Source organism: Lysinibacillus sp. BSL11, assembly GCF_052928325.1.
In genome coordinates this window covers 78,505-100,795 of sequence record NZ_JAVGCX010000018.1, presented here as the reverse complement: position 1 = coordinate 100,795, position 22,291 = coordinate 78,505, and the positions used below count along the sequence as shown (strand labels likewise).

Here is a 22,291-nt window from a genome sequence, read left to right as displayed (position 1 = left end):
GTGCTAGTTAAAAAAGGGGGGAGAACCTTGGGGACATCTCATCATGATATCGTTATTATTGGCGGAGGCATTATTGGAGCGGCAATTGCTTATTATTGTGCAAAGGCGGGACTTGAAATAACGGTACTCGAAAAAAATGAATTAGCGAGTGGTACATCTTCTCGTTGTGATGGCAATATTTTAGCCATTGATAAGGACCCGGGCTTTGATAGCCAAATGTCATTAGTAAGCCAACAATTAGTACATGACTTAGATAAAGACTTGGAAATTAAATTTGAATACCGTAACCCAGGAAGTATTCTTGTTTGTGAAAGTGAAGTAGAAATGGAAGCTGCACAGCAATGGGTGACACGGCAAAAACAAGCGGGTCTAGATTTTAAAATGTTAGACCGCGCAGATTTAAGAAATGAATCAAAGTTTTTTGCAGACGATTTATATGGTGGGCTTGAGTGTAAAACCGACTCAACAGTGAATCCGTATATGCTGACGTTTTCCATGTTCCATTTAGCAGAAAAATTAGGCGCAAACATAAGAAAACATACCGAAGTCAGAATGATTAAGAAGCAGTCAGATGGCACATTTTTAATCGATACAAATGTGGAGACGATGACGGCTAACAAAGTAATTAATGCTTGTGGTATTTGGGCTCCAAGCATTGGCCAGATGTTAGGCATCGATATTCCAATACAGCCGCGTAAAGGACACCTTATTGTGGCGTCTCGTCAAGAGCCAGTAGGTCTTCGCAAAGTGATGGAATTTGGCTATTTAATTTCTAAATTTGGTGGAGAGCGGATGGTGGATGCGGATATTGAAAAATACGGTGTGGCATTAGTTTTTGAACCAACCGAAGCACAAAATTTTTTAATCGGGAGTAGTCGTCAATTTGTTGGGTTTGATACAAAAGTCAATCATGATGTTGTCAAAATGATTGCAAGGCGTGCTATGCGCTTTTATCCGAAAATCGCCGATATGTCGATTATTCGTACATATTGTGGGTTAAGACCATGGACGGAGGATCATTTACCAATTATTTGTGAAGTAGAGCAAGTACCTGGCTTCTATATAGCGGCAGGTCATGAAGGGGACGGTATAAGCTTAGCTGCTGTTACAGGAAAACTCGTGCAAGAATTGCTGCAACATAAAAATACGTGTATTCCGACGGAGCCAGTTAATATGAATCGATTTCAGAAGGGAGTACTTCACACATGAAATTCCAAAAGCTATTTACCACAATTGATACCCATACAGGGGGCAATCCAACAAGGTCACTTATTAGTGGTATGCCGAAACTAAAAGGGGAAACGATGTCAGACAAAATGTTATATATGCAAAAACATTACGACTGGATACGCAAGTTTTTGATGAACGAACCCCGCGGCCATAGTGTTATGTCAGGTGCGATTATTACTGACCCTTGCCATCCAGATGCCGATCTTGGTGTTATTTATATCGAAACGGGTGGCTACTTACCAATGTGTGGACACGATACGATTGGTGTATGTACAGCACTTGTCGAAGCAAAATTAATAGACATTCAAACACCGTATACAAATATTACATTAGACACGCCAGCAGGTTTAATCGATGTACAAATTAAAGTAGAAGAAGGAATTGCGAAAGAAGTGACATTTAAAAATGTACCTTCATTTCTATTAAAAAAAGTGGATATTGAGGATCCAGAGCTAGGGACAGTTGAATGTGAAATAGCCTATGGGGGCAATTTTTATGGTATTGTCGATGCTCGTAAAATAGGTCTTGATTTATCAGTAGAAAATGCGACAGCAATCATTAATACAGGTATTCGTCTCCGAAATGCTGTCAATGCCAAAGAAAAGATTGTCCATCCTGAGTTTTCATTTATTGAGGGACTCACACATATGGAGTTTTATACGGATGCTACCAATGAATTAGCACATTTAAAAAATACAGTCGTTGTACCACCAGGTGGGATAGACCGGTCACCATGTGGTACAGGAACGTCAGCTAAAATTGCTACGCTTTATACGAAAAATGAGCTGGCAGTCAATGAACCATTTGTTTATGAAAGTATCGTAGGAACATTATTTACAGCACGTGTACTAGAGGAAGTAACAGTAGGTGATGGGGTGGCCGTTATCCCTGAAGTAACAGGGTCTGCATGGGTAATGGGCATGCATAAATTCTTTTACAATGAGCAAGATCCATTAAAAGAAGGCTATTTAATGATTCCACCGATGGATCACTAAAGGAGGATATAGATGAACTATAACAAATCTTTTCAAACAATTGATACACAAGTAGTGGGGGAAGCCTTTCGTATAGTGGTGCAATCACCTATTGCCATTTATCAAGAACAAATAGCAGAAGCGGCTACTGCATTAAATACACAATTTGAAAATACGAAAAACCTTTTATTAAATGAGCCACGAGGACATCGTGGTATGCATGGCTGCGTAATATTGCCATCTGCCGTTGCTTCATTTCGGTTATTATTTTTCCAACATGCGGCATCGACAGATTATAAGTATGAGGCACTTGTAGCAACGACAACGGCATTACTAGAATGCGGCACAATTGAATTATCAGACGACAACATCTATTCGATTGAAACGGTAAAAGGTATCCACCAAGTATATGTAAAACTTTCGGAATCAAAAGACGAAGTACTGTCAGTTCATTTGACAGTGAAGCCAGCAAGGATAGCCGGTGAGCGAGTTGTAGTGGACGATGAACGACACTATATTGTGATGGAAAAACCGCATCATATAAAGGCACTCGTGCTAGATGAATTAGCTTATATTAGCACTTGGGGAATAACTGAAAGTGCCAAATATCATGATGCTGATGGTGTAATTGTGTATGAAAAATTAGACAGTATGGTACGTTCAGTAACATTTGAACGAGATGGCTATATTTTACGTTCGCCAAGTGTTGATAGTACATTAGCTTTAACTGCTATATTAGGCGATCAAGCAGTTCAAATAAATAATAGTATTTTCGGCAGCAGTATCGAGTTGACACGAAAACATGAAGTTGGCTACGAAATTGCATTAAAAGGATATATCACAGGAATCCATCAATTTGTAGTAGATAGCGAAGATCCATTACAACAAGGATTCATCATTGTGTAATAACTAAAACTGAGGAGGAAAGAATGATGAAAAAATTAGAAGGTGTATTTCCAGTATTAGTAACGCCGATGTTAAATCAAACAGACATTGATTGGGATGGTTTCCGTCAAAATATTGAACATTTTATTGAAGCAGGTGTAACAGGCATTGCAATTAACGGTAGTACAGGGGAATTTGTAAGTTTGTCAAAAGAAGAACGTATGAAAGCGGTAGAAGTAGCAGTCGATCAAATTAAAGGTCGTATTACGTTAATCGTAGGGACAGCTGCAGAGACTACAGCGGATGCTGTTGCCTATACACAACAAGCTGAACAGGCTGGAGCAGACGCTGCATTACTTATTAACTCCTATTATGCACATCCGAAAGACGAGGAAATATATTTACACTTTAAAACAGTAGCAGAATCGGTTAGCTTTCCAATTATGATTTATAACAATCCGTTCACATCAGGTGTGGATATTGGTTTGGACACGATATTAAAAGTAGGCAGAGAAGTACCAAACATCACACATATCAAAGAATCGAGTGGTAGTATCGGCAAAGCACGTGATATTGTACGCCAAGGACAAGACGATATTAAAGTATTTTGTGGATCAGAAGATTTAGCAATTGAATCATTCCTTGTCGGTGCGGTCGGTTGGATTTCTGTATCAGGGAACATCGTGCCTGAACTTGTAACTGAACTATACAACAATGTACAAGAGGGTAATCTAGAAAAGGCGTGGTCCATTTACGATCGACTTTTACCATTATGTGCGTTTTTAGAAGGCTCAGGTAAATATGTACAAATTGCTAAACGTGCAATGGAACTAAAAGGTTGGGCAGGTGGACCATGCCGTTTACCACGTTTGCCACTGACGGCAGAAGAAGATGCGCAATTAAAAGCTATTTTGGCTGACTTAGATGTGTTGGTTACTGAACTTCATTAACAAAAGGGGTGTCAAATATGGAGGCTTTATTAACGCTGAAACCAAAAGTACTAGAATTTTTACAATCACCGATTGGGTTATACATTAACGGTGAATACGTGGCATCTCAATCAGGTAAAAGCTTTGACGTTTTAAATCCAGCGAATGAAGAAGTCATTGCAACTGTAAGTGAGGCACAAGCTGAAGATATCAACGTCGCAGTGTTAGCAGCACAAAAAGCATTTGACGGTGAGTGGTCTTTCATGGAGGCAGCTGAACGTTCACGTATTATTTATAAATTTGCGGATTTAATAGAGGAACACCGTGAGGAATTAGCACAGTTAGAATCATTAGATAATGGGAAGCCTTACGAAACAGCATTAGCTGATGATGTAGATGGTACTGTGCAACATTTCCGTTATTATGCAGGTTGGGCAACAAAAATAACAGGGCAAAATGTACAAGTATCTAAAAATTATTTAAACTATACGGTTCATGAGCCGGTAGGTGTTGTTGGACAAATTATTCCGTGGAATTTCCCGCTTGCCATGGCTGCATGGAAATTAGGCGCTGCATTAGCAGTTGGTTGTACCGTTGTGATTAAACCAGCAGCGGAAACACCGTTGTCATTATTATATGTAGGAAAATTAATGAAACAAGCCGGTTTGCCTGATGGTGTTGTGAACATTGTTCCTGGAACAGGAGAGGCAGGAGAGGCCATTGTCACACATAAAGGTGTCGCAAAGGTTGCATTTACTGGCTCAACAAAAACAGGTATTCATGTTATGAAAAAAGCAGCAGATGATGTGAAAAGTGTGACGTTAGAACTCGGTGGTAAATCGCCAGCAATTGTGTTGGCAGATGCAGATATTGAAACTGCAATCGAAGGTACATTTGCAGGAACAATGTATAATCATGGTCAAAACTGTAGCGCTTGTACTCGTGTATTTGTGCACAGTAGTTTGTACAATCAATTCGTGGAAAAGCTTGCTGAGAATGCACAAGAAGTAAAACTAGGACCTGGATTAGATCCACAGACAGAAATGGGTCCACTCGTTTCGCAAAAACAATTGAATACAGTACTTGGTTTTATCGAAAAAGGAAAAGCAGAAGGTGCACGGCTTGTAGCAGGTGGTGGGCGTGCATTTAACAAAGGTTACTTTGTGCAACCTACTGTATTTGCAGATGTACAAGATCATATGACAATTGCCCGAGAAGAAATTTTTGGGCCAGTCATGTCCATCTTTTCGTTTGAAACAATAGAAGAAGTCATTGCACGTGCAAATGATAGTAAGTATGGATTAGCTGCAAGTATCTGGACGGAAAATGTGAAAAAAGCTCACTATATCTCTAGTAAACTACAAGCAGGAACCGTATGGATCAATGATTTTGGTTTAGAATGGGAAACAATGCCGTTTGGTGGCTATAAGCAATCAGGTATAGGTCGCGAAATGGGTGGCGAATACGGCCTGTCCAACTATACAGAAATAAAAAGCGTCTTTGTTAATATGAAACAAAATTGAATGTGTAACCCCCCTTAAAATAGACAGGAAAGGAGCTATCGACAATGCGATAGCTCCTTTCAAATGCTTAACTAAATTGAATTTCCTTGCGTCGTGAAGATGATGGGATATTCATCTCCTCACGATATTTTGTAATCGTACGACGTGAAATTTCGATACCATGACTCATTTTGAAATAGTTAGCAATTTTTTGATCTGACAACGGTTTATTTTTATTTTCGTTCTTAATATAGTCAGTCAGCAGTGATTTCACCTTTACTTGGGACACGCTGTCACCTGTAGTTGTTTGTAATTTTGAAGTAAATAAATCCCGAAGCTCATACGTACCATATGGTGTTTGAACATATTTATTTGTTGTAACACGACTAACGGTTGATTCATGTACACCAATTTGCTCAGCAACTTCACGCAATGTGAGAGGCTGTAAAGCAGCAAAGCCATGTGTAAAAAAGGCTTTTTGCTTGTCAATAAGAGCCGTCATAATTTTGATAATGGTAAGGCGCCGTTGTTCAATACTGTTAACGAGCCATTGATAATCTGATAAATGCTTTTTAAAATAACCCTTGTCAGAAGAATTGCTCGTAATATATGGAACGTAGTCAGGGTGAAGTTTAAGTTTAGGCAAATAAAAGTCATTTAAAGAAAATGTAATAACATTATCCTTAACTTGTACAATAATGTCCGGCGTATTGTGTTGAATGGCTTCTTGATGGAACAGTGAACTTAGTTTAGGCTGTAAAGTTAGAATAAATTGATAAATGGCTTGCATATCGCAAAGCGAGATATGTAACTCATTCGCGATTTGTTGCCATTTTTTATTTGCAAATGCTTCTAAATGATTGGCAATCACTTCATCAGTATGTTTTGGACTATCATGACGATAAATTGTTTGTAACAGTAAACACTCTTGTAAACTGCGTGCCCCAACACCAAGAGGTCCAATTGTTTGTAATAAGTGAATACCTTTATGAATTTCATGCTCCTTATAAATAGGCACAATAGGTGGTTCATAGTAACCGTTGTCATCTAAATGATAAATAATATGTTTAAGTAATTTTATATCTGTGTCTTTAGAGAATGTTAACTTCACTTGTTCAAATAACTCATCGCGAATATTTTGTTCATATGTAGATAAAGTATCTACCATGTTTGTTTGACCAGTTATAGTTTTTGAAGTAGGCATACGTTCTGGGACTGTTGGCTCAGTCAATGCTATTAATGGATTCATCAATTCTTGTTCACGGATAAACTGCTCTAGTTCTTGAGTAGAATACTGTAGCAATTCAATGGCTTGGCGAAGTTGCACGGTCATCACTAAATTCAAATCTTGTGTTTGTTTCATTGATAGATGCATAATAAAACCTCGATTCTCTATTTAATTACCAGAAAACGATAGAAAATGATGTTCATAATTAAAATAGCGTGTCGGTAGTATTTCTTATCAGCCGGTGACTAGAAACTTTGACATATCTAATGTAATGTACATGTAATTACTTAAAAATTGCTGTTAGCAAAAGATGCGACGAATGTGTCTAAAATCTAAACATGCCGACACTAAGTGTATAAAATATAGAAATATTCTTCTCACAGTATGAAGCGCTTATAAAATAATAAGCTCCTTTGGTGAGTGCGTAATGATTTCAATGCCATCTTTTGTGATAATGACATCATCTTCTATTCGGACACCACCTAAATCGGCTATATAAATACCAGGTTCCACTGTAAGTACCATATTCTCTTCTAGCAGATCTTCGCAAACAGTAGACATAAAAATATTTTCGTGAATATCTAAGCCAATCCCATGCCCAGAACCGTGTCCATAATGTTCCCCATAACCTTTGCTTGTAATAAAGTCGCGGCTATAACTATCTGCTTCTTTCCCTGTTATACCAGCTTTCATATGCATGAGCGCATGCTGCAATGAGTTGTATACGATTTGATAGATTTCTTTTAATTTTTCTGGTGGCTCACCTACAGCGATTGTTCGCGTCATATCTGAACGATAACCTTGATAATAAGCACCAAAGTCGAGTGTTAGCATATCGCCTTGTTCTACGATTTTGTCAGTTGCAACACCATGTGGTAGGGCGGAGCGCTTACCAGAAGCGATAATCATATCGAATGCAGCCCCAGTAGCACCATTTTTACGCATATGCGCTTCTAATTCATTGGCAATGTCAATCTCTGAAACACCAGGTTTAATAAATGTTAAAATATGTTGGAACGCTTCGTCTGAAATCCACGCTGCTTTTTTTATTAGTTCTATTTCCTTAGGTGTTTTAATCATTCGCAAATCTTCCACAATATTTGATAGCGGTTTTAATGTAGCTGTTAGTTTACTAGCCATTAATTGATACGTATAGTAACTCACATGCTGTTGTTCAAATCCAACTGTTTGGATAGATTCGGCATCGAAAATCTCTTGAATCGTTTCATATAAATGTGCGCGTTCTATTTGACGTACCTCAAAAGCACGGCTTTGTTTCGTTGCCTGTTCGGTATAACGAAAATCCACAAGTAACATTGACTTTGTTGGTGTAATCACTACTGTACCAGCACTCCCTGTAAATCCAGTTAAATAACGACGGTTTTGATCGTTTGTGATGATAAGCGCCTCTGTTTGTTGTTTTTGTAATGCTCCTCGTACTTTTTGTAGTTGTGACATGCTGTAATTCCCCCTTTCTAGAATATATTGCAAATTCTATGCCAGTTTTATAAGTCTAGAAAAGTATCGGCATGATTATTGCATATTAGTTAATCAGTACGGTATCCATCGTGCAATAAAATCAAAGGGGTTTTGAGTATGGCTAAAAAGACGAAATGGCTCGTTGTATTGTTAGGTCTTATGCTCGTTGTATTAGTGGGCTGCTATGGTAAAGAAGACAATTCAGCCGGTAGCTCAACTGGGGGAAATAGCACGGACAAAGAAGCTACTGATGGGGGAGAGTCTGCTGTTACACAAGAACTTCATTTAGTTGCAGGCGGAGATTTAACGACGATGAGTTCTTTAGGAAGTGTAGATGCACTCGCTGTAACGGCGATGAATTCAGTATTTGAGGGGTTATATCGCATTGGACCAGAGAATACGCCTGTGCCAGGTATGGCAGCGTCATATGAAGTATCAGAAGATGGTACGGTGTATACGTTCAAGTTACGTGAAGACGCACTGTGGAGCAATGGCACTCCGGTTACGGCGCATGACTTTGTCTACGCTTGGAAAAGAGCAATTAATCCTGAAACACAAGCAATTTATTCTTATTTAATGCTCGATATTAAAAATGCTGCAAATGTGCAAACAGAAGGAGATCCACTGTTTGGTAAGGTAGATAAAATCGGCATAAAAGCGCTAAATGATTTTACGCTTGAAGTGCAACTAAATGCACCAATTCCATATTTTTTAAGCTTAACAACTTACGCGCCATTTTTCCCGTTAAATAAAGAATTTACAGAGGCGCAAGGTGATCAATACGCGTTAGAAGCAGCAAACATGATTTATAATGGTCCATTTATTATGGAGTCTTGGCAGCACGGACAAGGATGGACTTTTGCAAAAAATGAAAACTATTGGGACAAAGATGCTGTTAAGCTAACGAAAATAACGCAAAAAATTGTAAAAGATACTGCTACAGCAGTTAACTTATATGAGGCAGGGGAAATTGATACGACTGAGTTATCAAGTGAGTATGTAGCGCAATACAAAGATAGCCCAGAATATTCAACATTTTTAAAACCAAATACGTATTTTATTCGTATGAATCATGAAAACAAGTTTTTAGGGAATAAAAACATTCGTAAAGCGATTGATATGGCTTGGGATAAACAAGGATTTGCGGATGTCATTTTACAGGACGGTTCTATTCCTGCTTACTACTTAGTCCCTCAAGGGTTATCAACGGATGAGAATGGCGTTGATTTCCGCGAAGCGAATGGTGATATGAATAAAACAGATATTGAAGCGGCGAAAAAAGCGTGGGCTACTGGTTTACAAGAACTAGGAGTTGATAAAGTAACTCTAGAATTTTTAACATATGACCGAGCAGAATCAAAAAAAGCAGCTGAATTTATTAAAAACCAATTAGAAACCAATCTTGCTGGCTTAGAGCTAACGATTAATATGCAGCCGAATAAACAAAAACTAGCATTAGAAGGCGCAGTTGACTACGATTTAGACTATGGTGGCTGGGGTCCGGACTTTCAAGATCCGATGACATATATTGATTTATTTGAATCAACTGCTTACTATAACCAATCCCATTATAAAAATGCAGAAGTGGACGCGTTAATTAAGCAAGCAAAAACGACTGCTGATATTAAGGAGCGTTGGCAATTAATGCAACAAGCTGAAAAGCTGATGATGGAAGATGTGGCATTTGCTCCAACATTCCAAAAAGGTGTAAGTCGTTTAAAGAAGCCTTATGTGAAAAATTTATATGAACATCCATTCTCAGCGGATATTAGCTACAAATGGGTTGAAATCGATAAGTAAAAAAACGAATTAGGGATAAAAGGGAAAGTGGCTGGGACATAAGCTTAAAATCTTAAATAGCGGTACATTGGTATTGATAAATTTTCACTAAGGAACATGCATAAAATATGAACTGATCTTTCTTTTGCAATGAATAATAAATTAGAAGAAAAAACTAGTTGTTGGTAGCGGAGGCGGTGACTCCTGCGGGAACGCACACAGCGTAAGACGCAACAAACCTGCGCGTAAGCGAGGGTTGCGGCTTACGTGTATGCCTGCGGAAAGCACCGCCGAAGCGGACAACAACGGCGCAGCAAAAAAAGTGTTAGATTGATGGCAGTCAATCTAACACTTTTTCTATCACATGAATGTCCATTATGGAGATTTCTACACAGCATCCTAAAGCGCAATTAATGAATATGACGAGGTAAGCCCCACCACGAAAGTAGTGGTAGGACTTGTTGTAGTGAAGATCTATCCTTTATCTCTACAGTCTCATGCTTTTCCGTATAATGGGAAATCATTTTGGTTTTTCAATACAACACAACAGATAAAATCGTTGTGATAAGACAACCGAGCGTTCCAGCTAGTAGAAGGGGATAAGTAAAGGAATATGTAGGTGCTTGGATAAATTCCAGATTACCATCTAATTCATAAGCGTACGCTCCATTTTTTGAAACGCGAGCAAAAAAACGTTTAAAGCTATAACCAATGCCATTGAAAAAACCACCTTGCACAACAAATAACGAGCCTCCAACAATTGTACAAGCAAGCGATAACATAAACGTGTAGTTAATCATTGTTAGTAGTGCGACAGTGTGGCTTGATAATAACGAATAACACAAGGAACATAAAAAAATGCAAACAGTCACCAGCATCACCTTAGATAACTTCATTGCAATATACCTTTAGCATTTGTTTGGTGATATTGCATTAATTCATCCTCCGTAAGCATGACAAAATGACCTGGACGGACTTCTATAAACTTTTCATTTGCTCGATCATTGGCGTTGTATTTGGTTTCATCAAAAATAATCCTTTGTCGTTCACGCTCTAGTTTAGGATCAGGCAGAGGAATAGCCGATAATAATGATTTTGTATAAGGATGGATAGGGTGGTCATAAAGTTCCTGACTTTCCGCTAACTCAACAATTTTACCTCGATGCATGACCCCGATACGATTGCTTATATATTTTACCATCGACAAATCGTGTGCAATAAATAAATACGTTAACCCTCTTTCCTTCTGGAGCTTTTTTAGCAAATTAACGATTTGCGCTTGAATCGACACGTCCAATGCAGAAATTGGTTCATCGGCAATAATTAATTTCGGCTCTACAGCAAGCGCACGTGCAATACCAATGCGCTGACGTTGTCCACCACTTAGTTCATGTGGATAACGATTCGCATATTCCTTGGTTAAGCCTACAATGTCTAAAAGCTCATAAATGTTTGTTTTCCATTCACTTTTCGGTACGCCATGAATTGCAAGACCTTCCGCAATAATGTCTGCTATTTTCATCCGTGGATTCAGAGAAGAATAAGGGTCTTGGAAAATCATTTGTACTTTGCGATGAAAGGCAAGCTTCTCTTGTTTTGTCTGTGCATCATAAATGGATTGCCCATCAATTTGGATGGTGCCATCTGTTATCGTATTGAGTCCGATAATAGAGCGTCCCGTAGTAGATTTGCCGCAGCCGGATTCGCCAACTAAACCGAAAATTTCCCCTTTATAAATATCAAAAGTAATACCATCTATCGCTTTGTTAATTGTATTTTTCCCTAATTTAAAATATTGCTTCACTTCCTTTAAGGATAAAAACGGATGGTTTGTATCAAATAGAGGTGTCTCCTCACGTTCTTTTTGCTTTTCCTGCGCTAGCTGTTGATGAACAGGTATCATTGTAGGTGCCTGCTTGTGCAATAGCCAAGTTGCAGCATAATGCGTATCGCTTACTTTAAACATAGGTGGTTCTTCTAGAAAGTCAATTTTAAGTGCCTGCTTATTGCGAGCCGCAAAGGCATCTCCCACAGGTGGTTGCAATAGGTTAGGCGGTGTCCCTGGAATGGCATATAATGATTCCGCATCGATATCTGGATTCGGCATCGCAGCGAGTAGCCCTTGTGTATAAGGATGTTGACAGTGGTAAAAAATTTCATCGGCTAAGCCAATTTCTATAATTTTACCTGCATACATCACGGCAACACGGTCAGCCATTTTTGCGACAACCCCTAAATCATGGGTAATAAATATTATCGAGAGATTCATCTTTTTTTGGATGTTTTTAAGCAATTCTAATATTTGGGCTTGAATCGAAACATCCAATGCTGTAGTCGGTTCATCTGCAATAATAATGCGCGGCTCACAAGCAAGTGCCATTGCAATGACAATTCGTTGACGCATGCCACCTGAAAATTGATGTGGGTATTGCTTATAGCGTTTATCTGCTTCTTTAATGCCAACGAGTTGTAATAATTCAATGACCCGCTCTATTATTTGCTTGCCACGTAAAGACGTATGTTTTTTAATGCTTTCTGCAATTTGACTGCCAATCGTCATCGTAGGGTTTAATGCAGTCATAGGATCTTGGAAAATCATTGAGATTTCAGCCCCGCGAAGCCCACGCATTTGCTGTTCACTGTAATCTAAAATGTTTTTGTTATGATATAAGATTTGGCCATTTTTAATCATTGTTGTTTCACGAGGATTTAAGCGTAATAGGCTTTTCGAAGTAACGGACTTCCCTGACCCTGATTCGCCAACGATTGCTAATGTTTCGCCTTCATATAAGTCAAACGAAACATTGCGTACAGCCTGTACTTCGCCACTATACGTGTTGAAGGAAACGCTAAGATTTTTGACTTCTAAAATGGTTTTCATTGTGAACACCTCCTTATTTACGTACTTTTGGATCGAATGCATCGCGCAGTCCATCTCCAAGTAAATTGAAGCTAATCATAATTAAGCTAATAATAATAGAAGAAACAATCATGCCATGTGGGTAAATGCGCAATAGTTTATATGAGTCATTCACAATTGTTCCTAAGGAAGCGGTAGGTGGTTGTAGCCCTAATCCGATAAAACTAAGTAAGGCTTCTGTGAATATCGCGCCAGGTATAGTAAAAGTAGTAGCGACAATAATTGGGCCAAGTGTATTAGGAATTAAATGCTTCCAAATTAATCGTTGGTTACTCGCTCCGAGTGTTCGGGAGGCCAGTACATATTCATATGATTTGAGCTTTAATATTTGTGCGCGAACGATACGGGCCATGCTAATCCAGCCAACGATAACCATTGCGAGAGTAATAGAAATGATGCCGGGCTTCAAAATCAGAATAAGAAGAATATTGACTATTAACCCTGGAATACCAACTAATACTTCAATAATACGTTGCATGACATTATCAGTACGTCCCCCATAAAAGGCTGAGATAGCACCATAAGCAACACCGATAATTAAATCAATCGTGGCTGCGAGAAAGGCGATATAAAGTGAAATACGCGTGCCTTGCCAAATTCGTGTCCATAAATCTCGTCCTAATTCATCTGTACCGAACCAAAAATATTCGGTTATACCCTTTTTTTCGTATTGGTCCACGCCACGCCCATCGACACCATTCAAACCTAAGAAAGGCAAATATTCCAGAACGGGAACTTTTGGTGGTAAATTGGTGCGCGCAATGTTTTGTTCATCGTAGCCATGGCTATTCATAAATGGGCCGAAAACAGCTAATAAAATAACGAAAATAATAATACATAAGCCGACAATAGCTGCTTTATTTTTACGTAAACCACGCCATGCATCTTGCCAAAATGATTGCTCAGGTCGATGCACAATATCTGAGACCTTATCTGCTTGAGAGGCAGGTTCAAATAAATCGGCTGGATAATGCTTTGTGCCTTCAGTGATTTTGGTTGTCATAAATTATTCGCCTCCCGCTACACGAATACGAGGATCAATGAACCCGTATAAAATATCAATAATTAAAATGACACTGACAAATAAAAAAGCGTAAAAAATCGTTGTGCCCATAATTAGTTGATAATCATTTGTAATAATCGAATTAACAAATTGCTCCCCTAAACCAGGGATACTGAAAATTTTCTCAATAACAAGTGAACCAGTAATCGTATTCACAGTTAACGGTCCGATAATTGTAATGATTGGAATGAGCGCATTGCGAATCCCGTGTTTTGTAATAATATAAGCATTCGATAATCCTTTTGATTGAGCGGTTAAAATATATTCTTGGTTGAGTACCTCTAACATTTCAATGCGAGTAAAGCGGGCAATAGTTGCCACAACGCCAACTGCTAAAGCGATGGTTGGTAAAATCGAGTATTCAAAACCATTCCAAAAAGCAATTGGCAGCCAGCCGAGTTTAACACCAACCCAATATTGTAAAAAGCCTGCAAATACAAATGAAGGAATAGAAATACCGAGTACTGCTAAGACGGTTGCACCGTAATCAATCATGGTGTTATGTTTTAATGCTGCTACGATACCTAACAGTAAGCCGATAATAGTACCGACAAAAACGGCTTGGAATCCGAGAATAGCCGATGCGCCAATGCGTTCTTGAATAATTTTCGTAACCGGGCGATTATCAAAAACAAAAGAAACACCTAAATCCCCTTGAACAAGATTCGACAGGTAAATCCCAAACTGTACAGGTACTGGTTTATCTAGACCGTATTTTTTGTACAGTAATTCTTTTTGCGCTTCAGGTAACCGTTCATCGTTGAATGGAGAACCAGGTAGAGCTTTCATAAGTAAAAATGAAAGCAAGATGATGATAAATAACGTAATCATCATGAAGCCGATTCGGGTGAAAATGTAGCGAATCATGGAAATGACCTCCTACTAATTTAGTTTGTTGAATCTATTATTTTATTTGCAAGATTAGTGCCAAAAAAAGAGTAAACTCGAAAAATTCGAATTTACTTCCTTTGTGCTAGGCAGGTTATAAAATTTGTAATTCGCGTGGAAAAGTAGTCAACACTTCTGCTTTGCCAAGTTCATTGATGTAAACATTGTCCTCGATACGAACGCCTCCGTAATGGGGTATATAAATACCTGGTTCAATTGTAAATACCATACCAGTTGTAATTAAATCATTGTTTCCTGCATGGACAGAAGGTTCTTCATGAACTTCAATGCCAAGTCCGTGACCAACGCGGTTGTTGAAATAGTCGCCATAGCCCTTCTTTTCAATAACTGCTCTTGCAGCCAAATCTACTTGTTTTAATGGAATGTTAGCTTTTGCTGCTTTAATACCAGCTAGTGTCGAAGCTAGTACGGTCTCATATATTTCTCGTTGTTTTTCTGTCGCTTCGCCAATGACAAATGTTCTTGTAATATCAGAGCAGTAGCCATCTTTAATCACACCCATGTCAATCAGCACAAAATCTCCATGCTCGATTTTTCGCATACTAGGTTGACCATGCGGCAAGGCAGCATTTCCACCAGACAAAATAATCGAGGCAAAGGACTGGCCATCCGCTCCAAATTTACGCATTAAATATTCTAGCTCGGCAACAAGGTCTAATTCGGTCATGCCAATATGAATTTTTTTGATGCCCTCTGTCATCACCTGTTCAATAATATCAATGGCCACTTTCAGTTGATTGAGTTCATCTCGCGTTTTATGCAAGCGTTGCCTATTGACTAGTTGTTGAATATCTTTGACTTGTACATCTAAGGTACTTGTAAGCTCCAAATAGCGTGAAAGATTAAGTGCCTTTGCTTCCACACCAGCTGTTTGACCAAGGTTTCCTATGGTGCTTTTGACAACCTCAAATGGCATTTGCTCATCACTTATTGGTACAATGTGTTGAATATCAGTAACTTGTACTGCTGCTTCTAAATCTAAGGCAGGAACATATAATATTTCTTCATTTGTTTTGCTATTGAAAATAAGTGCCATAAAGCGCTCATGAGGATTAGATAAAAAACCAGTGTAATAAAAAATATTAGCTGGCGATGTAATGAAAGCTATATCCTCCTCAAGCTTTGATTTGAAAATTGCTCTACGAGTTTCGAAAATAGTAGACATATATTACCTCCTGATATATATTTTGTAGGTAATAATAGCATATAAACAAAAAAATAAAATATTATTGTAGAATTGTTCAAATTCTATTAAAAAAGTATTGCATTGTAGTATTTCTTATGATACATTTATAAATGTCTTAAAGAGGTCCCGTGGTGTAGCGGTTAACATGCCTGCCTGTCACGCAGGAGATCGCCGGTTCGATCCCGGTCGGGACCGCCATTTAAATTAATATTCCAGTCCTTATGATTTTACATCATAAGGACTTTTTTGTATGTGATTGGCGTATGGATCCAATTCATCTTTTAGGAGCTTATCAGTAAAATTAAATAGAAATAACATGACAAATGAATAACGTCGAAAGGATCATCACTGCCTAGTAGAAACACAGAGGCTAAAAGCATAACATTCTGTGAAGTATTTGAGACCAACTTCCCTTTATTATTCAATAAACAACATCTATTTCCCTAAAACATATCAATGCTGTCTAAAAAATGGCTTAAATCGCTTTGAAATGATCGATAGTATTGCCTTAAACATAACGAATTTCATATATTTAACATTATCTAAAAATAGTAAAAATTACCGATAAATGATAGCGTTTCTATAAGGTAAAATTAGAGGTGTTTCTGATATAAAGATTAGGGGTAAAAATGTAGAAGTAATCGGATTGGCTACGGAGGTGTTTAGATGAGCAAAGATTATTTTTTTAAAAGTATTTATTTACCTTTGCTTATTGGTTCCATGATAATGATGGTAGGCTGTGGAGATCCTATTATGGAGATTGAAGAATCAAATGCGTATCACTGGCAAAAAAATATGAGCGAAGTAGAATTTGAGAAATTAAAAAATGATATGTCATATATTGAGGTAGTAGAAGCAGCAGGCGGCGCAGGTAAAAAAATCAAAAATAATGAATATCGTTGGAATGATGAAATTTTGATGACACAGGCCTATATAGTGAAATTTAAGGATGATAAACTAATTGGCAAAGAAATCATAGCAGTGAAAGGTCATTCAAACAGATAAATAATTGTCACGTCTTTGTAAAAGAAGGCGTGTTTTTTTATTTAAATGAGCTACCTGAATTAGGCTTTTTAACGAAGATCATCTAAGTAGGATATAATGATATGGGATGCTTTGAACATTTTCGCTAGTTTAGGTAAACTAGAGATAATGTAGTGATGAGAGGAAAAATGAGAATGTATGAAATAATCATGAATTCAGTTGATGATACAGAGCGGTTTGCCCTGGCACTTGCCAATTTACTAAAAGCTCAAGATACGATTACATTAGAAGGAGATTTGGGTGCAGGCAAGACAACGTTTACGAAGGCCTTAGCAAAAGGGCTTGGTGTGAAAAGAACGGTCAACAGTCCAACATTTACAATCATTAAACAGTATGAAGGACGTTTACCCTTCAATCATTTAGATGTTTATCGTTTGGCTGAAAGTGACGAGGACCTTGGTTGGGATGAATTATTTTATGGAGATGCCGTATCAGTGGTAGAGTGGGCGCATTTAATTGAACAGGTTTTGCCACAGAATCGATTAGCGATAGAGATTTATCGAATCGGAGACAATGAACGACGATTCGTGTTCATACCTAGTGGGGAACGTTATGAGGCACTATGTGAGGAGCTAATGAAATGATTTGGTTAGGAATAGAAACAGCAAATACACCACTTTCCGTTGCTGTGGTGATGGATGGAAAAGTGGTAGCGGAGCTGGTACAAAATATAAAATTAACACATTCAGCAGGCGCAATGCCCGCTATTGAAGAGGTATTAGCAAGAGCAGGTTTGAAGGCAGGTGACTTGGATGTCATTGCAGTGTCTGAAGGGCCAGGATCGTATACAGGGGTCCGTATAGGTGTAACATTAGCGAAAACCCTAGCATGGACATTACAGATACCCTTAGTCGGTGTCTCTAGCTTAAAAGCATTAGCTGCAAATGCTGCCCTTTATAATGGATTAATTTGTCCAATTTTTGATGCAAGAAGAGACAATGTTTATACAGCAGTTTATCAAGGAGTGACACTAGAGGCTCTTGTGGAGGATCATCATACACATATCACTGATTTGTTAGAGCGTTTAAGGGCATTAGATGCACCTATTTTATTTGTAGGAACAGATGTGGGCATATTTTGGGATAACATTGTAGAGAAGCTTGGCGATAACGCTTTTCGTGCACCTTTTAGTCTTGACTTGCCACGTGCAACGGAAGTTATTCGTTTAGGAACTAAAGTGGAATTACCAAGTGTTGAAGCTACTCATCACTTTGTCCCACAATATAAACGAATTGCAGAGGCTGAAGCAAATTGGCTGAAAGAACAGAAGGAGAAAGAACATGAGTAGTGATGTAACTTATCGTAAAATGGTTTCTGATGATGTACCAGCAGTTTATGAAATTGAAGTCGCTTCATTTCCTGTACCTTGGACGTTGGATTCCTTTTACTATGAAGTGCATGAAAATCAGTATGCCCATTATGTGCTGGCTGTTGATGCAAGTGGAAGTATTATTGGTTTTTGCGGGATGTGGATGGTTATAGATGCAGCCCAAATTACGAATGTAGCTGTTATTGAGGCAGCGCGTGGACGAGGTATAGGCGAGGGATTAATGCGTGAGGCGCTGCAAATAGCTCGTTTACATGGAATGGAGGTTATGACATTGGAGGTACGAGTAACGAACACGGTTGCACAAAATCTTTATCGTAAGCTTCAATTCCAAGATGGTGGTATACGGAAAGGCTATTATACTGATAACGGGGAGGATGCCCTTGTCATGTGGGTGAATTTATAATGAATAATGGATTGATATTAGCAATAGAATCAAGCTGTGATGAAACAGCTGCAGCGATTATTCGAAATGGTCATGAAATCGTGTCGAATGTTGTTGCTTCTCAAATAGAGAGTCATAAGCGATTTGGTGGCGTTGTCCCTGAAATTGCATCACGCCATCACGTTGAACAAATTACGATGGTAATTGAAGAAGCATTAGCCCAAGCAAAATTAAAGCCGACAGATTTAGATGCGATTGCTGTTACAGAGGGTCCGGGTCTTGTAGGTGCATTGTTGATTGGCATTAATGCGGCGAAGGCTTTTGCCTTTGCAAACAACTTACCAATTGTAGGTGTACATCATATTGCAGGGCATATTTATGCCAATGCGCTTGTTCAGCCAATGGAGTTCCCTTTATTAGCACTAGTCGTTTCAGGCGGTCATACAGAGCTTGTCTATATGAAGGAACATGGCTCTTTTGAGGTCATTGGTGAAACACGAGATGATGCAGCTGGTGAGGCTTATGATAAAGTGGCGCGTGTTTTAAATTTACCTTATCCTGGTGGGCCACATATTGATCGTCTTGCTCATGAGGAAGGAGAGGCTGTTCCTTTTCCAAGAGTATGGTTGGAAGAGGATTCGTATGATTTCAGCTTTAGCGGTTTAAAATCAGCTGTCATCAATTATAAACATAATATGGACCAACGAGGTGAAGCTATTTCACCAACAGCTGTTGCCAAGGGCTTTCAAGAAAGTGTTGTTGAAGTACTGACTGCTAAAACATTACGTGCTGCTCGCGAATATCAGGTGAAGCAGGTTATTGCAGCTGGAGGTGTAGCAGCAAATAAAGGTTTGCGAATTTCTTTGGAGACTGTATTTGAAGAGGAAGGTATCCCGTTTTTTGTACCCCCGCTTAAATTGTGTACTGATAATGCGGCAATGATTGGCGCAGCAGCTATGCCGATGTTTGAGGCTGGTATTCGAGGAAACTTAATGATGAATGGACGTCCAGGAATGGAGTTAAAATCCTGGGTATAGTATAGGAAAGAGGTATCTATATTTTTAGATATCTCTTTTTTTAATTGTCGAATCATTGTTGATAAAAAAGAACCGTGCTAAGGGAATAGTCAATAGAAGCATCGCAATTGACAAATTTTTCAGAAAATTATCCACAGGTAAAGGAGGGAATTAAATGGCGAACACGCGTACTTATGCACAAATTGTTGATAACTTGTGTATAACTTGTGATTATTCAATATATAGTAGCTGGTTTTATACGATAGAATGTGGATAAAATAAATTTCTATTGTGGACAATGTGGAAAACTCTGTTGATATGTTGGTATTACTAGATTTATAGTGTGAATAAAACTGTGGGCATTTTTTGTCGAAAAATAGCACTTGACCAATATATATGAAAAATGAAGACAAGTAAAGAAAAAGCCATGTGACCTTTCACATGGCTTACATCCTTTACATACTAATATTTTCAAGTTCTTCATTTAACTCAAGCCATTCTAATTCTAATAGCTCATGCTGCTCTTTAGCAGTTGCTAATTCTGCTTGAAGCATTGAAATTTTTTCATGGTCGGTGAAAATGGCAGAGTCACAAAGAGCCTCTTCTAGTCTTGCAACAATAGCAGATGTTTCTTGCATCTTGCTTTCTAAATCTTCGATCGTACGTCTAATTTGACGTTCACGTTTTTTTGCTTCTTTATCAATTTTTGATGTAGTCGTTTTATCAGGCAGGTCTTGCTGTACTTGTGGTTGGGAGGCAGCCTTCATTTGTGCTAGCTCCAATAGTTCCTGCTTTTTCTCAACGTAATAATCGTAGTCACCTAAATATTCAAATGAACCCGTTCCAGATAACTCCACCACTTTCGTTGCGATACGATTAATGAAGTAGCGGTCATGTGAGACAAATAGAAGCGTACCAGGATAATCAATCAAGGCATTTTCTAATACCTCTTTGCTATCTAAGTCTAAATGATTGGTAGGCTCATCCAGAATTAGGAAATTAGCCTTTTGCATCATTAGCTTTGCGAGTGCAAGGCGTGCTTTTTCACCGCCCGATAAAGAGGATACAGCTTTATCCACATCTTCACCACTAAAAAGAAAACGCCCTAATACAGTACGAATATCTTTTTCGTTCATGAGTGGCCATTCATCCCATAATTCTTTCAGGACACTCTTATTGCTCGATAGCTTTGCTTGCTCTTGATCATAGTAGCCGATTTGTACATTCGTACCATAACGAATACTACCTGCAAGAGGGGATAAATCTTTTACAATTGTTTTTAATAGTGTCGATTTACCAACTCCGTTTGGTCCAACAAGGGCAATGCGATCCTCACGAAAAGTGCGAAGGTTTATCCCCCTAGAAATGGTACGATCGTTATAACCAATCGTTAATTCATCAACAGATAACACGTCATTTCCACTTTGACGTTCAATCGTGAAACCGAAACTAGCGGATTTCTCATCACCATCCGGCGATTCCATCCACTCTGTACGTTCAAGCATTTTACGTCGACTTTGTGCCATTTTTGTTGTAGAAGCACGTGCAATATTTTTTTGGATAAAATCCTCTAGCTTAGCCTTTTCATCTTGCTGACGTTCATAGAGTTTGACATCACGCTCATAATTTTTAGCTTTTTCATCTAAATATGCACTATAATTACCAGGGTATTTGGTAACGCGATGTCGGGATACTTCGTAGACAATAGAAACGACTTGGTCTAAGAAGTAGCGGTCATGGGAAACAATTAAAATAGCGCCTTCATAGCCCTTTAAATAGGATTCCAACCAAGATAGTGTTTCGATATCTAAATGGTTCGTTGGCTCATCGAGAATTAAAAGATCTGGTTTACTAAGTAAGAGCTTAGCAAGTGCTAAACGTGTGCGCTGTCCACCAGATAAGGAACTGATGGGTTTGTCATAGTCTTCAGAATAAAATTGCATACCATGAAGGACTGAGCGTATGTCTGATTCATATTGATAGCCACCTGCATCTTTAAACGTATGCTGTAATTGATCATATTCCGACATAACCTTCGCATACATAGTAGGGTTTTCATAGACAGTAGGATCAGCCATTTGTTGTTCAAGTGAGCGTAGCAGCTGTTCTTGGGCTAAAAGAGATTCAAATATAGTCATCATTTCATTCCAAATTGTTAGCGTAGAGTTTAATCCTGCATGTTGCTCTAAATAGCCTATTTGAATATCCTTTGGGATAATGATATCACCTGAATCATAAGACATTTGACCAGCAATTATTTTTAATAAAGTAGATTTACCTGCACCGTTTCGTCCTACTAAGGCAACACGGTCACGGTGTTGAACTTCTAATTTAACACCACTTAAAATTTCATCTGCAAGAAAGGATTTAGTTAGTTGATTGACCTGTAAAACAATCATTCTTGACACCTCAATTCTACCTTAGTGTAATGGATG

The 22,291-nt window shown here is 38.5% G+C and carries 19 protein-coding genes and 1 tRNA gene; 12 read left to right on the top strand and 8 right to left on the bottom strand.

The window, feature by feature from the left end:
* Nucleotides 1-27 precede the first annotated feature (27 nt).
* The 5 genes from RCJ95_RS19955 to RCJ95_RS19935 are packed head-to-tail and all read left to right on the top strand — an operon-like array spanning nucleotide 28 to nucleotide 5,541.
* Entirely contained in the window at nucleotides 28-1,209 is a 1,182-nt protein-coding gene (locus RCJ95_RS19955; protein WP_446722653.1) for an NAD(P)/FAD-dependent oxidoreductase, read from the top strand.
* The gene (locus RCJ95_RS19950) at nucleotides 1,206-2,225 is read left to right on the top strand and encodes a proline racemase family protein (RefSeq protein ID WP_004224302.1); all 1,020 of its coding nucleotides are present in this window, start codon (nucleotides 1,206-1,208) and stop codon (nucleotides 2,223-2,225) included. The genes RCJ95_RS19955 and RCJ95_RS19950 overlap by 4 nt, the downstream gene beginning before the upstream one ends.
* A gap of 12 nt (nucleotides 2,226-2,237) precedes the next feature.
* Nucleotides 2,238-3,110, top strand: coding sequence for a proline racemase family protein (locus RCJ95_RS19945; RefSeq protein WP_221683031.1), 873 nt, complete (start codon nucleotides 2,238-2,240; stop codon nucleotides 3,108-3,110).
* 26 nt (nucleotides 3,111-3,136) lie between these two features.
* Nucleotides 3,137-4,039, top strand: coding sequence for a 4-hydroxy-tetrahydrodipicolinate synthase (gene dapA / locus RCJ95_RS19940; RefSeq protein ID WP_202342876.1), 903 nt, complete (start codon nucleotides 3,137-3,139; stop codon nucleotides 4,037-4,039).
* Between the two features lie 17 nt (nucleotides 4,040-4,056).
* A complete protein-coding gene (locus RCJ95_RS19935; RefSeq protein ID WP_221683030.1) occupies nucleotides 4,057-5,541 on the top strand; it encodes an aldehyde dehydrogenase family protein in 1,485 nt (494 codons plus the stop codon).
* Between the two features lie 67 nt (nucleotides 5,542-5,608).
* On the opposite strand, the gene rpoN is transcribed toward RCJ95_RS19935, so the two are convergent.
* On the bottom strand, nucleotides 5,609-6,895 hold the full coding sequence (gene rpoN / locus RCJ95_RS19930) for an RNA polymerase factor sigma-54 (RefSeq protein ID WP_221683029.1): 1,287 nt from the start codon (nucleotides 6,893-6,895) through the stop codon (nucleotides 5,609-5,611).
* A 246-nt stretch (nucleotides 6,896-7,141) separates the two neighbouring features.
* A complete protein-coding gene (locus RCJ95_RS19925) occupies nucleotides 7,142-8,206 on the bottom strand; it encodes a M24 family metallopeptidase (protein WP_257520665.1) in 1,065 nt (354 codons plus the stop codon).
* Nucleotides 8,207-8,344: 138 nt separating this feature from the next.
* On the opposite strand from RCJ95_RS19925, the gene RCJ95_RS19920 reads away from it, so the two are divergent.
* Nucleotides 8,345-10,027, top strand: coding sequence for a peptide ABC transporter substrate-binding protein (locus tag RCJ95_RS19920; protein ID WP_446722652.1), 1,683 nt, complete (start codon nucleotides 8,345-8,347; stop codon nucleotides 10,025-10,027).
* Between the two features lie 512 nt (nucleotides 10,028-10,539).
* Here the strand turns inward: RCJ95_RS19920 and RCJ95_RS19915 are convergent.
* From RCJ95_RS19915 to RCJ95_RS19895, 5 genes are all read right to left on the bottom strand, one after another.
* Nucleotides 10,540-10,902, bottom strand: a complete 363-nt coding sequence (locus RCJ95_RS19915; protein WP_009374130.1) for a DUF3899 domain-containing protein — start codon at nucleotides 10,900-10,902, stop codon at nucleotides 10,540-10,542.
* Nucleotides 10,899-12,887, bottom strand: coding sequence for an ABC transporter ATP-binding protein (locus tag RCJ95_RS19910; RefSeq protein WP_221683026.1), 1,989 nt, complete (start codon nucleotides 12,885-12,887; stop codon nucleotides 10,899-10,901). The genes RCJ95_RS19915 and RCJ95_RS19910 overlap by 4 nt, the downstream gene beginning before the upstream one ends.
* 13 nt (nucleotides 12,888-12,900) lie before the next feature.
* Complete coding sequence (gene opp3C / locus RCJ95_RS19905) at nucleotides 12,901-13,929, bottom strand: oligopeptide ABC transporter permease (protein ID WP_221683025.1); 1,029 nt, start codon at nucleotides 13,927-13,929, stop codon at nucleotides 12,901-12,903.
* A gap of 3 nt (nucleotides 13,930-13,932) precedes the next feature.
* Entirely contained in the window at nucleotides 13,933-14,856 is a 924-nt protein-coding gene (opp3b, locus tag RCJ95_RS19900) for an oligopeptide ABC transporter permease (RefSeq protein ID WP_004224327.1), read from the bottom strand.
* 115 nt (nucleotides 14,857-14,971) lie between these two features.
* Nucleotides 14,972-16,063 (bottom strand): aminopeptidase P family protein, encoded by a 1,092-nt coding sequence (locus RCJ95_RS19895; protein WP_257520664.1) that lies wholly within the window; start codon nucleotides 16,061-16,063, stop codon nucleotides 14,972-14,974.
* Between the two features lie 143 nt (nucleotides 16,064-16,206).
* On the opposite strand from RCJ95_RS19895, the gene RCJ95_RS19890 reads away from it, so the two are divergent.
* The 6 genes from RCJ95_RS19890 to tsaD all read left to right on the top strand — a co-directional run bounded on the left by RCJ95_RS19890 (nucleotide 16,207) and on the right by tsaD (nucleotide 19,877).
* Nucleotides 16,207-16,282, top strand: a tRNA-Asp gene (locus RCJ95_RS19890).
* Nucleotides 16,283-16,750: 468 nt separating this feature from the next.
* Entirely contained in the window at nucleotides 16,751-17,089 is a 339-nt protein-coding gene (locus tag RCJ95_RS19885; RefSeq protein WP_221683024.1) for a hypothetical protein, read from the top strand.
* A 173-nt stretch (nucleotides 17,090-17,262) separates the two neighbouring features.
* Nucleotides 17,263-17,712: a tRNA (adenosine(37)-N6)-threonylcarbamoyltransferase complex ATPase subunit type 1 TsaE gene (gene tsaE / locus RCJ95_RS19880; protein ID WP_312129904.1), complete on the top strand. Its 450-nt coding sequence runs from the start codon at nucleotides 17,263-17,265 to the stop codon at nucleotides 17,710-17,712.
* Entirely contained in the window at nucleotides 17,709-18,416 is a 708-nt protein-coding gene (gene tsaB / locus RCJ95_RS19875) for a tRNA (adenosine(37)-N6)-threonylcarbamoyltransferase complex dimerization subunit type 1 TsaB (RefSeq protein ID WP_221683022.1), read from the top strand. The genes tsaE and tsaB overlap by 4 nt, the downstream gene beginning before the upstream one ends.
* Nucleotides 18,409-18,861 carry a ribosomal protein S18-alanine N-acetyltransferase gene (rimI, locus tag RCJ95_RS19870; RefSeq protein WP_202342881.1) on the top strand — a complete coding sequence of 151 codons (453 nt, stop codon included), beginning with the start codon at nucleotides 18,409-18,411 and terminating at the stop codon, nucleotides 18,859-18,861. The genes tsaB and rimI overlap by 8 nt, the downstream gene beginning before the upstream one ends.
* Complete coding sequence (tsaD, locus tag RCJ95_RS19865) at nucleotides 18,861-19,877, top strand: tRNA (adenosine(37)-N6)-threonylcarbamoyltransferase complex transferase subunit TsaD (RefSeq protein WP_221683021.1); 1,017 nt, start codon at nucleotides 18,861-18,863, stop codon at nucleotides 19,875-19,877. The genes rimI and tsaD overlap by 1 nt, the downstream gene beginning before the upstream one ends.
* Before the next feature lie 434 nt (nucleotides 19,878-20,311).
* Here tsaD and RCJ95_RS19860 read toward each other — a convergent pair whose 3' ends face one another.
* Nucleotides 20,312-22,255: an ABC transporter ATP-binding protein gene (locus RCJ95_RS19860; RefSeq protein WP_221683020.1), complete on the bottom strand. Its 1,944-nt coding sequence runs from the start codon at nucleotides 22,253-22,255 to the stop codon at nucleotides 20,312-20,314.
* Nucleotides 22,256-22,291 lie beyond the last annotated feature (36 nt).

Excerpts from the sequence above, each read along its gene's own strand:
- tsaB (WP_221683022.1), top strand. The coding sequence starts at position 17,709 with ATGATTTGGTTAGGAATAGAAACAGCAAATACACCACTTTCCGTTGCT.
- RCJ95_RS19950 (WP_004224302.1), top strand. The coding sequence starts at position 1,206 with ATGAAATTCCAAAAGCTATTTACCACAATTGATACCCATACAGGGGGC.
- dapA (WP_202342876.1), top strand. The coding sequence starts at position 3,137 with ATGAAAAAATTAGAAGGTGTATTTCCAGTATTAGTAACGCCGATGTTA.
- tsaE (WP_312129904.1), top strand. The coding sequence starts at position 17,263 with ATGTATGAAATAATCATGAATTCAGTTGATGATACAGAGCGGTTTGCC.
- rpoN (WP_221683029.1), bottom strand. The coding sequence starts at position 6,895 with ATGCATCTATCAATGAAACAAACACAAGATTTGAATTTAGTGATGACC.
- tsaD (WP_221683021.1), top strand. The coding sequence starts at position 18,861 with ATGAATAATGGATTGATATTAGCAATAGAATCAAGCTGTGATGAAACA.
- RCJ95_RS19895 (WP_257520664.1), bottom strand. The coding sequence starts at position 16,063 with ATGTCTACTATTTTCGAAACTCGTAGAGCAATTTTCAAATCAAAGCTT.
- RCJ95_RS19925 (WP_257520665.1), bottom strand. The coding sequence starts at position 8,206 with ATGTCACAACTACAAAAAGTACGAGGAGCATTACAAAAACAACAAACA.
- opp3b (WP_004224327.1), bottom strand. The coding sequence starts at position 14,856 with ATGATTCGCTACATTTTCACCCGAATCGGCTTCATGATGATTACGTTA.
- RCJ95_RS19945 (WP_221683031.1), top strand. The coding sequence starts at position 2,238 with ATGAACTATAACAAATCTTTTCAAACAATTGATACACAAGTAGTGGGG.
- RCJ95_RS19910 (WP_221683026.1), bottom strand. The coding sequence starts at position 12,887 with ATGAAAACCATTTTAGAAGTCAAAAATCTTAGCGTTTCCTTCAACACG.
- rimI (WP_202342881.1), top strand. The coding sequence starts at position 18,409 with ATGAGTAGTGATGTAACTTATCGTAAAATGGTTTCTGATGATGTACCA.
- RCJ95_RS19920 (WP_446722652.1), top strand. The coding sequence starts at position 8,345 with ATGGCTAAAAAGACGAAATGGCTCGTTGTATTGTTAGGTCTTATGCTC.
- RCJ95_RS19860 (WP_221683020.1), bottom strand. The coding sequence starts at position 22,255 with ATGATTGTTTTACAGGTCAATCAACTAACTAAATCCTTTCTTGCAGAT.
- RCJ95_RS19885 (WP_221683024.1), top strand. The coding sequence starts at position 16,751 with ATGAGCAAAGATTATTTTTTTAAAAGTATTTATTTACCTTTGCTTATT.
- opp3C (WP_221683025.1), bottom strand. The coding sequence starts at position 13,929 with ATGACAACCAAAATCACTGAAGGCACAAAGCATTATCCAGCCGATTTA.
- RCJ95_RS19935 (WP_221683030.1), top strand. The coding sequence starts at position 4,057 with ATGGAGGCTTTATTAACGCTGAAACCAAAAGTACTAGAATTTTTACAA.
- RCJ95_RS19915 (WP_009374130.1), bottom strand. The coding sequence starts at position 10,902 with ATGAAGTTATCTAAGGTGATGCTGGTGACTGTTTGCATTTTTTTATGT.